Origin of the sequence: Streptomyces sp. WM6378 (genome assembly GCF_001279695.1) — a bacterium.
GTDB lineage: Bacteria > Actinomycetota > Actinomycetes > Streptomycetales > Streptomycetaceae > Streptomyces.
In genome coordinates this window covers 1-13,612 of the sequence record NZ_LGDD01000039.1, presented here as the reverse complement: position 1 = coordinate 13,612, position 13,612 = coordinate 1, and the positions used below count along the sequence as shown (strand labels likewise).

Sequence of the window (13,612 nt, the reverse complement as noted above, 5' to 3'; positions counted from 1 at the left end):
CGCCCCAGACCCCGGCGGGGGCTGCGACAAACGACCCGGGTCCACCTACAGGGGCGCGGGGAACTGCGCGAGGAGCGACCACGGCCCGCGGACGAAGGCGGGTCGCTCGGGGGCGCGGGGAACTGCGCGAAAAGCAACCACGCCCCGCAGACGAAAGCGGGTCGCTCAGGGGCGCGGGGAACTGCGCGAAAAGCAACCACGCCCCGCACCCGACACACTCCCCGGAGGGTTGCGGGAAGGGGCGGGGTGGGGCGAACTCCCGGGGTCTGGGGCGGAGCCCCAGGGCAACCCGGGCGGAGCCCCATCGCTCAGCTCCCCCGGACGCGTCCCGCGACAAACGCCCCAACCACCGCCACCACCCCCATCGGCAGGAACACCACCAGGAACGCCCCCGGGTGCGAAGCCGTCGCCCCCGAGACCGCGCCGCCCCCGAGCGCCGCGAACCCCACCCCGCCCACCGCGAGCAGCAGCACGTTGGACAGGCCGTCCGAGATCTGGAGGGCGGCCGAGTTCGCGCCGGCCTCCTGCCGGGCCGACAGCTTCAGGAGCAGCACGCTCGTCGAGGCGATCACCATGCCCATGCCGAAACAGCCCACGCCCCATGCGACGCCGACCACCCACACCGGCACCGCCGCGACGAGCACGCTCGGCGCGGCCGCTATCGCGAGGGCCACCAGCACCATCCCGCCCACCATCAGCCGCTCCCGGTACGCCTCCATCCGCGGTCGGGCCTGTACGTACGAACCCAGCGCCCAGGTCGCCCCGCCGACGGCCAGCGAAAGACCGGCCATCGTCGGCGTGAGCCCGCGCTGGGTGACGAGCATCAGCGGCACGAACGACTCCGCCGCGATGAACGACCCCGCCGCAAGCCCGCGCAGCAGCACCACCGCGGGCAGCCCGCGCGCCGCCCGCCAGGTGCCGTGCGGCAGCAGGGCTCGCCGTCCCGTGACCGCCGGGGCCAGCAGCGCCACGCCTGCCACGAACGGCAGCAGGGACAGCCACCTCAGCTCCTGCCCCGCGTACTGCAGAAGCCCGGCCCCGACCGAGATGCCCAGCGCCAGCCTGATCCGGCGCCGGTCGAAGGGCTCGACGGGCGCCGACGGCTCGGCCGGCCCCGACGCCATCCGCCGCGTCGCGGGCAGCGCGAGCGCCAGCGGGAACACCACGAGCACCGGAATCCCGATGAACACCCAGCGCCAGCCCAGCTGTTCGGTGGCCGTCCCCGCCACGAGCGGCCCGACCACGGAGGGCACCACCCAGCCCGCCGCGAACGCCGCCATGATCGTCGGCTGGAGCCGCGCGGGGTAGGCCCGCCCGATGACGACGTACAGCGCGACGATCACCAGTCCCCCGCCGAGCCCCTGCACGGCCCGCCCCGCGATGAACGTCCACATGTTCAGCGCGGTCCCGGACACCAGCAGCCCCGCCGCGAACCCCGTCATCCCGACCCCGAGCGCCCCGAGCGGCCCGCGCCGGTCGGCCCACTGCCCCGCGACGACCATCCCGAACAGACTCGTCGTGAAGTACGCGGAGAAGGCGAACGCGTACAGCGACACCCCGTCCAACTCCCGCGCCGCGACGGGCATGGCCGTACCCACGGCGGTCGCCTCGAACGCGATGAGCAGCACGACGGCGATGATCCCGAAGCTCAGCGCGCGGAACTCCCGCCCCAGAATCCCCCCGGCGGGGAGCTCGGCTATGCAGCCGGCCGTACGGGCATCGGACGATTCAAGGGCGCTCATCCGCCCACAGTAAGAGGCGCACCACGCCCCGCCCCCTGTCAAAGGACGGGACTACGGCTACGTAAATAGTCGTAGTCCCAAGCCCGAACATGAACGCCGTATGGCAGTCCCATTGCACCCCACCGGCCCCCCTTCCCCTCCCCGGCGCCGCCCCCTACGGTCATGTCAACGCACCAGCACACGGCCGTGTGCCCGAGTGGTTGAGGGACTCGCCTGCAAAGCGAGTTACGCCGGTTCGATTCCGGTCACGGCCTCCAACAGCCGGATCAATTCCGACACTTGAGCTCCCGTTTGGCGAACTGGACGTACTGCTTCATCAGGGTCGTGAGTACGTCCTTCGCATGCTGCGTACTGGGTGCACTGTTCGCGCTCAAGCCCAGCTCTACGATCTTGACTTCGGTCGAGGAGACATTGCGCGGTGACGGCGGCAAATCTGGGCGCTCGCACCGGAAGTAGGCTCTGGCGCCGCCGCGGTAGACGATGGCCTTGTCGCCCGCCTCTATGGGCATGGGTCCGAGCCGCGTCAACGAGTTCAAGACGTGCGTCTCCAAATCTCTTCCGTCGGACCACGAGCGATCTCCCCAGGCGGTGAACCGGGACTCCCCATCAATGTGGATCTGGCACCCCGCGGATTTGAAGCGTCCGTAGAGGTCGAAGACCGGGTCGCCTTTGACCTCCGCGTTCGGGTCCTTGGCCTTCGGCAGCAGGGAGACAACCGAGGCTCCGTCAAACGCCCGCCAGCAGACCTTGGGCGGCAACGCGGGTATGACGTGCTCGTCCTCCTTCGAACTACCCGAGCATCCGCCGAGCGCAGGTACCGCGATCAGCACGACAGCGAGCAATATCGTCGCCGTCCGACTCCCCCTGCCCCCGCCGCTGCGGCCCACAGAACGCGAGCCCCACTGACGGCGGGTCACTTCCCCCCGCCGGGGGCCGTCGAACTGGCCATGAGGCTCCGGCCCGCCACATGACCCGCCGCGGCACCGGTGGAAGCCGTCCCCCTGTACTCCTGGACGTCATGCGCTGCGCCACCCGCGCTTCTGCCAGCGGTCGACACGGCGTCCGCCGCGGATCGCTTCACCTTCTCCTCGGCCTGCGAATACGCAGTCGCCGCCTCCTGAGCCGCCACCCCCGAAGAGTCCTGTTGAGCGTTCTCGACAGCGGACTTGGAGATTTCCTCCTTCAACCACTCCACGGCGTCGCCCCCGACCGGAAGCATCTCCACGTATTTCGCGCCGACCGCATCGATGATGCGGTTCGTCCATTCGACATTGTCCTCAACAGCGGTGTTGAACTGGGAATCCGCCGCCGAATGCTTCTCGTAAATCGCCTCGACGCGCGCTTGAGTCATGATTCCCGCGATCTCACCACCCGGGTAGACCGCGTTGCGAATGGCCTCCCCCACATCTGACCCATGGTTCTCGGGATGGGCGAACACGTCACGCACCAGCAGCGTCGTATACGCCTGTTGAGCATTCGTGATCGCGCCATACGCATCGGGGTCCTGGGCCACCGCCCCCAGAAAGTGGGCCAGCTGTCCGGTGTCGGCGAACTTCGCCAGCACTCCGAAGGGCTTGGCCTGGTCCGCCCCGTTTTCGACCCTCGCCTGAATGTCGGCCATATACTCCGCCGCCATATTCCCAAAGTTCCCCGAAAGCCCCTCCAGCTTCCCCGGAACGTCATCCTCCCCCAGGATCAAGGACGGATCCGCGCCGATCTTCGCGACCACCTTTTCCATCACGCTCGCCATCGCCGCCGTGTGCTCCACCGGCTTTGCCGCCCCGTCGCCCGGGACGCGGCCCGTGACCGCTGCCTCCAGGGCGTTGCCCAGGGCTGACTGGTACGGGGTGTGGTCGCCGGGGAGGGCGTCGTAGCTATCGTCCGTGGGGGGCTTGTCCAGGAGGTGGTCGACCATGCTGAGTTGGCCGCCCCCAGGGGCCCGGACCGCCGCGTCGTCCGCCGTCACCAGACCGTTGCCGTCGCTGTCCGCACGGACCGGCTCGTTGAAGAACTCCGAGGACGTGTCGGGGTTGTTGGACATCGCCGACATCAGGCCTGTCAGGGGGTCGAAGCCCCGGCCGCCCGATGGGTCGAGGTTCAGGGCCATGCCCGGGACCTGCGGTACACCCCGCTCGAAAACGTGCGGGTTCTGGTGCTCGAAGCCCACCATGTCGCGGGCGACGGGCAGCAGGAACTCCTTGTCGTACGTGCCGTGCCGCAGCAGCGCGGCAAGGGCCTGGTACCCGTACACCTTCGCCCCCTCGCCCGCGAAGCCCCCCACGTCGATCGGGCGGCGGCCCGCGCGCATCAGGTCGGTCGTCCAGTGGGGCGGCAGGTGGCCGGCGGTGTGGGGGTTCGTGGCGAGGCCCAGCATCGGGCCCAGGTCGTCCTGGACGTGGCGGACCATCGCGACACGGTCCAGGCCCGCCGGGCCGAGGGCCGTCGCGTCGAGGGAGAGCCGCGTGTAGAACTCCAGCGTTCCCTGCGCGCCGAGCCGCCGGTAGAAGGACGTCGAGAACTCGGGGTCGTGGGCGTTCGCGTCCAGCAGGGTCTGGAGCTGCTTGAGTTCCGCCACGTTGCGGGCCGTGCCGCCCTCGCCGGTGACCCGCTTCGCCAGGTCCACCGCCCGTGCGGCCTCCTCGTCGTCCAGGGAGGCGAACCGCGGCGCGGTGAAGTCGTGTTCGTGCGGGACGTTCGCCGTCAGGGCGAGCCGCAGTGACTCGTCCGCCGCGCCGCACCCGGCGATCAGCGCGTCGACCTTGCGCTGCCAGGCCGCCACATTCGCCTGCTCGGCCTTCAGGTCCTTCGCCAGCCCGGCGTACTCGGGGTCGTGCCGCACGGCGGCGTCCGCGACCGGGTGGCGGGCCACGACCCGGCCTCTCGCGTCGATGGCGATGCCGCTCGCCCGCGCGCCGTCGAGAATGGCCTGCAGCCCGTCCTTCGCCTTCTTGAACTCCGTGTACGCATCGAGCAGGAGCCGGTGCACACCCTCGGCCTCCTTCTCCGCGTCCGCGAACTCCTTCACCGTCTTGCGGATGAACTCACGGGTGACCCCCGCGTTCACCCCGGCCCACCTGGCCGTCTCGGCATGCGCTCGCATGCCGTCGTGGGCCTCGTCGGACAGCTTCTTCAGCCTGAGCGCCATGTCCGACCAGTCGTCCACCGCCGTCCTGAGTTTGCCGACCGGGGCGTTCACCACGTCCGCGAACTTCAACAACTGCCCTTTCCCGTGCGCTGGTTGATGCAGTCACTCGCTAGTGGATGTAGTCGCTGATCACCGAGACTGCCGTCAGTGCGCCCTGCACGCGCGCGTCGTCCTTCGCGTGCCGGGCGGTCGAGTAGTCGAGGTGGTTGGAGATCTGCGCGCAGGCGTCGCGGAGCGTCGTGTACTGGCTCTGCCAGGTGTCGTGGACCTTCATCAGGGCTGCCCCACTCGTGAAGTTGCCCGCGCTGAGCGCCCGCGCCGCCTCGAAGGTGGCCGCCCTCGCGTGGTCCCCGTCGCGGCGGAATCCGTCGTACAGCTTGTACGCGTCCGCGCCGATCACCCCGAGATCATCGGCGTGCGCGATGAGATCCCCGCCGCCTGAATCCTGCGCCGCCGCCCCTGACGCCATCCCCAACTCCCGTTCCATACGCGTGAATTACGGAATCTTTGCCGTCAGCGTACGGGAGGGAGGCCCAGCGGATTTGGTGTCAGCCGGCGCTCAGGGGTGAATGAGCGGCCGCACTCTTGTCCCCGGGATCACCCTGCCCGGTCGCCCGGTCGCGGCCCCATGCCGCCAGCGGCTGAAGCGCCTCGTTGAGGCGCACCCCGTCCTCGGTCAGCGAGTACTCGACGCGGGGCGGCACCTCGTCGTACGAGACGCGGCGCACCACGCCGTCCGCCTCCATCTCGCGCAGGTGCGAGGCGAGGACCTTCTCGGTGATTCCGGGCAGCAGTCGGCGCAGTTCGCCGAAGCGGCGGCAGGGGTGTTCGTGGAGGGCCCAGAGGATCAGCACCTTCCACTTGCCGCCGATCACCTCCATCGCGGTGTCGATCCCGCAGATGTGCCCGTCCCGGGCGCCCGGCCGGTTCAGCGTCGCCATGCCCCACCCCTCCGAAAACCTCTGAGCCCTCTGAATCCTCTGAAACCCTCTGAAAGCTTCGGACCGAACCCGCTCAAGCCCTCTGACCTGCTCACTCACCCCAGAGTAACCACCCACTCCCAAGTGCGTACTTGATCATGCGTCAGGTCACGGCGAGCCTGAACCGCATGACACAGCACCCTGAAAAGCCCTCCCTCACCCTCCTCGGCCTCGGCGCCATGGGATCCGCACTCGCCCGCACCTGGCTGGCCGCAGGCCACCCGCTCACCGTCTGGAACCGCAGCCCCGCCCGCGCCGCCACGCTCGCCGCCGAAGGCGCGCGGGTCGCCGACAGTGCTACCCAGGCCGTGGCAGCCAACTCCCTTGTCATTACATGCCTGTTGGACGACGACTCCGTCGGTGAGGCGCTCGACGGCGCCGATCTGGCCGGCAAGGACCTGGTCAATCTGACCACCAGCACCCCGACCCAGGCCCGGGCCCGCGCCGCGTGGGCGCGCGAGCGCGGCGCCCGCTACCTGGACGGCGGGATCATGGCCGTCCCGCCGATGATCGGCGTACCCGAAGCGGGTGGTTACGTCTTCTACAGCGGCTCGCGCGAGCTGTTCGAGCGGCACCGCGCGACGCTGGCCGTCCCGGTCGCCACCACCTACGTCGGCGCGGACGCGGGCTTCGCGGCGCTGCACGACGTGGCCCTGCTCAGCGCCATGTACGGGATGTTCGCGGGGGTGGCACACGCCTTCGCCCTGATCCGCAAGGAGGACGTCGACCCGGCCTCGCTCGCCCCGCTGCTCGCCGACTGGCTCGTCGCGATGGCCCCGTCGGTCCACCAGACCGCCGACCACCTGAAGAGCGGCGACTACACCAAGGGGGTCGTCTCCAACCTCGGCATGCAGGTGGCCGGAACCCCGACCTTCCTCGACACCGCCGAGCAGCAGGGCGTCAGCCCCGAACTGCTCGTCCCCTACTTCGCGTTGATGCGGCGGCGCCTCGCCGAGGGCGGCGGCGAGGAGGACCTGACGGGCGTGGTCGACCTGCTCGTACGTCGACCGGCCCGTCAACCCTGCTGAACCACCGCCGCCTGCGGCCGGATCGGGAGGCGGTTGACCGGGCGGCCGGTCGCGGCGCGGACCGCGGAGGCAATCGCGGCCGGGGAGGTGACCACCGGGACGGCGCTCGCGGCCTTCGCGCCGAAGGGGGCCACCACGTCCCGCTCCTCGACCAGTTTCACGATGCGGATGTCGGGGGCGTCGAGCGCGGTCGGCAGGGCGTAGCCCGTGAGGTCGGGGTGGCGGATCTGGCCGCGTACCGTACGCAGGTTCTCGGTCAGGGCCGCGCCCACGCCCTGGGTCACGCCGGCCTCGATCCGGGCCGCGAGCTGGCGGGGGTTGAGGATGCGGCCGACGTCCTGGGCGACGGCGAGTTCGACGACCCGGACGGAGCCGAGCTCGATGTCGACGTCCACCACCGCGCGGATCGCGCAGAACGCGAGGCCCACGAACGCGTCGCCCTGGCCCGCCTCGTCGAGCGGCTCGGTGGGGTGCGGGCGGCACTGGGCGGTGGCCCAGAGTTCCTTGCCGTCCATCGCCTCGGTCACCGTCGTGGACAGGACACCGTCGTACGACGTGATCTTGCCGTCGGCGATCTGGAGCAGCTCCGTGGACATGCCGAACTTGTGCGCCAGGGGCTGGAGCAGCTGGGTGCGGACCATCTTGGCCGCGCGTTCGACCGCGCCGCCCGAGACCCAGGTGTGGCGGCCGTGGGTGGCGGGGCCCGCCGGGGGCTGGTCGGTGTCGACGGGGGCGACGTGGACCTCGTCGATGCCCAGGGTCTCCTGGACGATCTGGCGGGCCAGGGTGGTGAAGCCCTGGCCGGTCTCGACGGCCGCGCAGATGACCGTCGCGACGCCGTCCTGGACCTTGACGGTGGCCGTGGAGACCTCGTCGGTGCCTTCCGCACCGAGCATGTGGACCATGCCGAGCGCGTAGCCGACGCCGCGCCGCACCGCGTCCGGCTCGCCCGCGCCCTCGGGGCCGCCCGGCAGCAGCCAGTCGTCCTCGGGAGCGTCCTTGGGCAGCACCGGCAGCGGGAAGTCCCGTACGGCGGCGAGGAGTTCGGCCACGGGGGCCGGGCAGGTGACGGTCTGGCCCGTGGGCAGCAGGTCGCCGGTCGCGAGCGCGTTGCGCATGCGCAGTTCGGCCGGGTCGAGCCCCAACTTCGTGGCCAGCTTGTCCATTTGACCCTCGTACGCCGCGCACACCTGCATGGCGCCCTCGCCCCGGACGTGCCCGGACGGGGGGTTGTTGGTGCGCACCGCCCAACCCTCGACGAAGGCGTGCGGCACGACGTACGGGCCGCACGCGAACGCGACGGCCGCGGCAAGGGACTCCGAGGAGGCTTCGACGTAGGCGCCCGCGTCGAGCAGGATCTGCGCCTCGACCTTGACGAGGCGGCCCTCGGCGTCCGCGTGGTGGCGGTAGCGGAGCAGCGTCGGGTGGCGGTGGGCGTGGCCGAGGAAGGACTCCTCGCGGGTCGCGGTCAGCTTGACCGGGCAGCCCGTCTTCAACGCCAGCAGCCCTAGGGGGAGTTGGAAGCCGAGGTCCTCGCGGTCGCCGGTCGCGCCGGGCACTCCGGTGACGACGACCTTCACCCGGTCCGGCTCCAGGCCGAAGCAGGCGGCGGCCAGGTCGCGGTCGCTGTGCGGGTCGGTGGACGCGGTGTACAGCTCGACGCCGCCGTCGGGCCGGGGCACCGCGAGGCCCGCCTCGGCGCCGATCGGGGCCGGGTCCTGGCGGCCGATCCGGTACAGGCCCTCGACCACGACCTCTCCGGTCGCCTCGGGGTCGCCGAACTGGAGCGGGATGTGCCGGATCAGGTTGCCGTCGGGGTGCAGCGGTTCGGCCGCGAACGCCTTCTCCGGGTCGGTGATCGGTTCGAGCACCTCGTACTCGACGGCGATCGCGGCGGCCGCCAGGCGCGCGGTGTCCGGGTGGTCGGCGGCCACGGCGGCGATGGGTTCGCCCTGGTGGCGTACGAACTCGGCGGCGAAGACGGGCCGGTCGGCGATGCGGCGGCCGAACGCCGGGTCGCCCGGCACGTCGGCGTGGGTCACCACGGACCGTACGCCCGGCATGGCGACGGCGGCCGAGGTGTCGATCGAGACGATGCGTGCGGAGGCGTGCGGGGCGCGCAGCACGGCCGCCCACAGCAGGCCCTCGGCCCACAGGTCGGCCGCGTAGGGGAAGGTGCCCTCGGCCTTGGCCCGCGCGTCGACCGGCGCGAGGGACGCACCGATCCCGTGCGCGGGTGCCTGCTGCTCCGGCGCCGCCGCCGGGCTGGCGCCGTCGACCGTCGCGGTGGCTGCGTCGTTGCTCACGCCATGCCTCCGTCGTGCGTGTGCGGGGGCCTGGCGCTGCCGGCCCCGGGGGGTGCCTGGTGCGGAATGCGGGCCTCTTCGGCGTGGGCCGCGCCTGCCGCCTCGCGGCCCGCCACGACGTCCTTCACCGCGTCGAGCACACCACGGTAGCCGGAGCAGCGGCACAGGTTGCCGCAGAGCGCCTGGCGCGTTTCGAGTTCGGTGGGGGCGTGGTTGCCTTCGAGCAGGTCGTGCACGGTCATGGCCATGCCGGGGATGCAGAAGCCGCACTGCACGGCGCCGCTCTCGGCGAGGGCCCGCTGGACGTCGGAGGGTTCGCCGTCGGTGGCGAGCCCCTCGACGGTACGGACCTCGCTGCCGGCGGTGGTCGCCGCGGGCACCAGGCAGGAGGCGACGAGCCGCCCGTCCACCTGGACGTTGCAGGCCCCGCACTCGCCCTGCGAGCACCCGTCCTTGGCCCCGGCGAGCCCGAGCCGCTCGCGCAGCACGTAGAGCAGCGACTCCCCGACCCAGGCCTCGGTGACGGGCCGGTCGGCCCCGTTGACGCGCAGCACGTAGGAGGCCCGGGGGTGTTCGAGGTCGGCGGCGGGTGGTGCTTCCACGACGGGGTCGGGGGCGGGGTCGGTGACGATCCCGGGGTCGGCGGTGGCCTCGGGCGCGGGCTGATGACCCGGCTCCGGCTCGGGCTCGGCTTCGGGCTGGGGCGCGGGCGGTTCGGCCGATTCGGGTGCTTCGAGCGACTTCGCCGCTTCGGGCGTTCCGGGCGCTTCGACCGATTCAACAGGTTCGACGGGTTCGGCTGCGGGCGCTTCCGGCTGGGGCTCGGCCGCGCGCACGGCTTCCGGTTCCGGGTGCGGATGCGACTGCTGGGCGGCGCCGCCCGCCGGCCCGGCGGCATCCGATACGTCCCGTACATCCGGAATGCCGGCGGCAGGCGGCGCGGGCTCCTGGCCCGCGGGCTCCCGGATCTCGGGCCGGGGCTCGGGCTGCCGGGCCTCCGGCAGCTGGTTCGCCCAGGGGGCGGGCGCGCCGCCGGGGAGGGTGGCGGGCGGGGTCGAGCCCCACTGCTCGATCAGCGACGATGTGGTGAACTCGCCGGATTCTTCCGGGAGTTCACCCTCCGCGACCGGGATGGTCCACTGACCGGTGCCCGCGAGGGAGGGCTCGTCGGCGAAGTTCCACTGGGCCGTGGCGGCCGGGTCGTGGGCGGGCTCCGTCGGGGTGGCGGGCACGGGGGCGGGCGCGGCGGGCTCCGGCCACACCACGGTCTGCGCACCCGGCGCGGGGGTGGCGTCGGGCGTGGACTGCCCGGTCAGCTCGGTCGGGATGCGCCAGACGCCGGTCGCGCCCGGGTCCGTCGCGGCGGCCGGGGTGAGCGGCACGATCATCGGCGGTACGTAGCCGTGGCCGGGGGCCGCCAGCGGGGCGCCCATCATGTCCATGTCCGGGGGCAGCTGGACGAAGGCCGTGGCGTCGGGCTCGTACTCGCCGCCGTGCGGAACGGGCTCCCAGCCGCCGTGCCGGGGCACCTGGCCATAGCCGTGCTCGTGTTCGCGCTCGGTCTCGTGCTCGTTGTCGCGGTCGGTCATGACAGCGCCCTCCCCAGTGCTCGTCGGGCCAACGCGGCGACGGTGCGCCGCAGATGCAGTACGGCGGGCGAGAGGGGCGGCGGCGAGCCGTCCTCGGGTGTCGCCGGGTCGGGGATGCAGGCGGCGGCCACGTACTCGCCGAACGCGCCGAGCGCCTCCGGGGCCAGCGCCGCGCGCTCGCCGTCCCAGTCGATGAGCGAGGCGATCCAGCGCTCGGCCTCCAGGGGCCGCAGCGGCATGGGCGCGATGGCGCCGACCGCGCAGCGCACTCCGCGCCGGGCCGGGTCGAGCACGACGGCGACCGAGGCGGTGGCCCGGCCGGGGCCGGTGCGGCCGGTCGCCTTGAGGAAAACTTGGGGAGCGTGCAGCAGCGGCACCCGGACATATCCGATCAACTCGGCCGGTGCGAGCATGTCCCGGCCGGCCAGCAGGTGCGACACGGGAATTTCACGGCGGGCGCCGTCCGGGCCCGCGATGACGAGGGTGGCTTCGAGCGCGGCGAGCACGGGCAGCGCGTCGCCGGTCGGGGCGGCGGAGGCGATGTTGCCGCCCAGGGTGCCCGCGTTGCGGATCTGCGGGGGTCCTGCGGCGCGCGCGGCCGCGGCGAGCGCCGGAATGAGCGCCGCGAAGTCCGGGCGCCCCATACGGGCGTGGGTGAGACCGGCGCCGAGCAGGGCGTGGCCGTCCTGGTACTGCCAGCCGCGGATCTCGTTGATCCTGCCGAGTCCGACCAGGCCGGCCGGGCGGAGCAGGCCCCGGTTCACGGCCGCCATCAGATCGGTGCCGCCCGCGACGGGCACGGCGGCAGGCATGGCCGCGAGCGCCGCCACGGCCTCGTCCAGTGAGGCAGGCAGCGTCACGGACTGCGCCGCCTGCGGTGCGTGCGTGGTCAACCCAGCTGCCCCTTCCCGGTGTCCCGGCCGTACGACTGTGCCGTCTGTGGCCACCTGCTGATGGCCGTACCGTACGTGCTCACAGCGCGGACGTGGCAACTCTGGCACATCTTCCGGACCGGCCGACGGGAGGGTCCACGAAGCACACTTCCGTCCCCGACCTGGGGAATGTTCCGGTTTGGAAAGCGTTGTACGACTTATGCGGTACGCGTGGTTCCGCACGCCGGGTGTTCGTCACAGCGGTCTTCCTCGCAGCTGGTCGCGGCCGGGGCGGCCGTGACCTGGGGTCACGCTCCCAGGGACACGGCCGCAGAGCACCTCCTTGGGCCCCGGCTCACCTGTTTGGGGGCGCCCCCTCGATCGGGCGTCCGAGCACACCTGGGCGCTGCTGCCACGGCAACGGGCCGGTGGGCGGACGGTAGTCGACGCCGAGTGCGTCAAGTCGTCGGTAATGGGCGGACATCCGCCGTTCGAAATCGGCGAAGTCGCGGTCGGCGGGGGCGGGCAGCGCGCTCCAGGCCACCTCGGCGAAGGCGGCGAGCCGGGGGAACACCTGGTAGTCGACGCGGGACTGGTTCTCCATCACCTCGGTCCACACATTGGCCTGGGTGCCCAGGACGTGGGCGGCGGCCTCGGGGCCGAGCTGCGGCGGCACCGGCTCGAACCGGTAGACGTCCTCCAGGGTGCGTACGTATCCGATGGGCATCGGCTCGTCCTCGCCGCCGGCCTGCCGGTGGTCCAGGTAGACGTGCTGCTCGGGGCACATCACGACGTCGTGCCCGGCCTCGGCGGCGGCGATCCCGGCGCCGTAGCCGCGCCAGGACGAGACGGCGGCGCCGGGTGCGAGGCCGCCCTCCAGGATCTCGTCCCAGCCGATGAGCCGGCGGCCGCGCGCGCCGAGCCAGCTGTCGAAGTGCCGGATGAGCCAGGACTGGAGCTCGTTCTCGCCGGCGAGCCCGAGCTCACGGATCCGCTCCTGCACGAGGTCCGACTTCTGCCACTGCTCCTTGGGGCACTCGTCCCCGCCGATGTGAATGAACGGGGATGTCGCCTCGGGGAACATCTCAAGCACCTCCTCCAACACCCCTTCGTAGAAGCGGAGGGTGTTGTCAGTGGGGGCGAGTACGTTCGGATTGACGCCCCAGGTGTCCCAGACGGAGAGGGAGGCGGTGTCGATGACGTCGGTGTTGCCGAGTTCGGGGTACGCGGCGATGGCGGCCTGCGAGTGCCCCGGGATGTCGATCTCGGGGACGACCCGGATATGCCGCTCGGCGGCGTACGCGACGATCTCGCGGATGTCGTCCTGGGTGTAGTAACCCCCGTGCGGCTTCTCGTCCCACAGGGGCGATGCGCGATGCCCCCACTTGGTGCGCGAGCGCCACGCCCCGACCTCGGTGAGGCGCGGATAGCGCTTGATCTCGATCCTCCACCCCTGGTCATCGGTGAGATGGAAGTGAAAGACATTGAGCTTGTGGGCGGCGATGAGGTCGAGGTAGCGCAGTACGCCGTCCTTCGGCATGAAGTGCCGCGAGACGTCGAGCATGAGTCCGCGCCAGGCGAAGCGGGGCCCGTCCTCGACGGTGGCCTCCGGGAGGTCCCAGCGCCGGGCGCCTTCCAGCGGAGCGCGGCGGAAGGCGTCCGGTCCGAGCAGCTGACGGAGCGTCTGCATCCCCCGGAACACGCCGGCCGCGCTGCCGCCCTCGATGAGTACGGCGACGTCGTCGACGGAACGGTCCGTGGAGAGCCGGTATCCCTCCGAGCCGTGCCGCCCCGCGACCTCCGGGCTGATCCGCAGCACGATGCGGTCCTGCCCGGTGGCCCCGTCGGGCAACGACAGCCCGGTCGCGGCCCCGACCGTCCCTCGCAGGAGACCGGCGAGGGGTTCGGTGCCGGGGGCGGTGTGGAGGGTGGTGTGGGGGTGCAGGGGGC

General features: G+C 72.0%; 10 protein-coding genes and 1 tRNA gene. 2 read left to right on the top strand and 9 right to left on the bottom strand.

The window, feature by feature from the left end; all coding sequences use genetic code 11:
- Positions 1–308: 308 nt before the first annotated feature.
- A complete protein-coding gene (locus tag ADK54_RS06435; RefSeq protein ID WP_053724551.1) occupies positions 309–1,742 on the bottom strand; it encodes an MFS transporter in 1,434 nt (477 codons plus the stop codon).
- 182 nt (positions 1,743–1,924) lie between these two features.
- Between ADK54_RS06435 and ADK54_RS06430 the strand changes: the two genes are divergently transcribed.
- Positions 1,925–1,999, top strand: a tRNA-Cys gene (locus ADK54_RS06430).
- Between the two features lie 9 nt (positions 2,000–2,008).
- On the opposite strand, the gene ADK54_RS06425 is transcribed toward ADK54_RS06430, so the two are convergent.
- The 4 genes from ADK54_RS06425 to ADK54_RS06410 all read right to left on the bottom strand — a co-directional run bounded on the left by ADK54_RS06425 (position 2,009) and on the right by ADK54_RS06410 (position 5,828).
- A complete protein-coding gene (locus ADK54_RS06425) occupies positions 2,009–2,572 on the bottom strand; it encodes a hypothetical protein (protein WP_159047645.1) in 564 nt (187 codons plus the stop codon).
- Positions 2,573–2,655: 83 nt separating this feature from the next.
- Positions 2,656–4,956 (bottom strand): DUF6571 family protein, encoded by a 2,301-nt coding sequence (locus ADK54_RS06420; protein WP_234391942.1) that lies wholly within the window; start codon positions 4,954–4,956, stop codon positions 2,656–2,658.
- Positions 4,957–4,996: 40 nt separating this feature from the next.
- A complete protein-coding gene (locus ADK54_RS06415) occupies positions 4,997–5,356 on the bottom strand; it encodes a hypothetical protein (protein WP_053724548.1) in 360 nt (119 codons plus the stop codon).
- Positions 5,357–5,435: 79 nt separating this feature from the next.
- Positions 5,436–5,828: a winged helix-turn-helix transcriptional regulator gene (locus ADK54_RS06410; RefSeq protein ID WP_053724547.1), complete on the bottom strand. Its 393-nt coding sequence runs from the start codon at positions 5,826–5,828 to the stop codon at positions 5,436–5,438.
- Positions 5,829–5,995: 167 nt separating this feature from the next.
- On the opposite strand from ADK54_RS06410, the gene ADK54_RS06405 reads away from it, so the two are divergent.
- Positions 5,996–6,895: an NAD(P)-dependent oxidoreductase gene (locus tag ADK54_RS06405; protein ID WP_053724553.1), complete on the top strand. Its 900-nt coding sequence runs from the start codon at positions 5,996–5,998 to the stop codon at positions 6,893–6,895.
- Here the strand turns inward: ADK54_RS06405 and ADK54_RS06400 are convergent.
- From ADK54_RS06400 to ADK54_RS06385, 4 genes are all read right to left on the bottom strand, one after another.
- Entirely contained in the window at positions 6,883–9,201 is a 2,319-nt protein-coding gene (locus tag ADK54_RS06400) for a xanthine dehydrogenase family protein molybdopterin-binding subunit (protein ID WP_053724546.1), read from the bottom strand. The genes ADK54_RS06405 and ADK54_RS06400 overlap by 13 nt on opposite strands.
- Positions 9,198–10,790, bottom strand: coding sequence for a 2Fe-2S iron-sulfur cluster-binding protein (locus ADK54_RS06395; protein WP_078966162.1), 1,593 nt, complete (start codon positions 10,788–10,790; stop codon positions 9,198–9,200). Before ADK54_RS06395 ends, ADK54_RS06400 begins: the two co-directional genes overlap by 4 nt.
- Positions 10,787–11,683 (bottom strand): FAD binding domain-containing protein, encoded by an 897-nt coding sequence (locus tag ADK54_RS06390; RefSeq protein WP_053724545.1) that lies wholly within the window; start codon positions 11,681–11,683, stop codon positions 10,787–10,789. Before ADK54_RS06390 ends, ADK54_RS06395 begins: the two co-directional genes overlap by 4 nt.
- A gap of 334 nt (positions 11,684–12,017) precedes the next feature.
- Positions 12,018–13,607: a beta-N-acetylhexosaminidase gene (locus tag ADK54_RS06385; protein WP_063801905.1), complete on the bottom strand. Its 1,590-nt coding sequence runs from the start codon at positions 13,605–13,607 to the stop codon at positions 12,018–12,020.
- Positions 13,608–13,612: the final 5 nt, after the last annotated feature.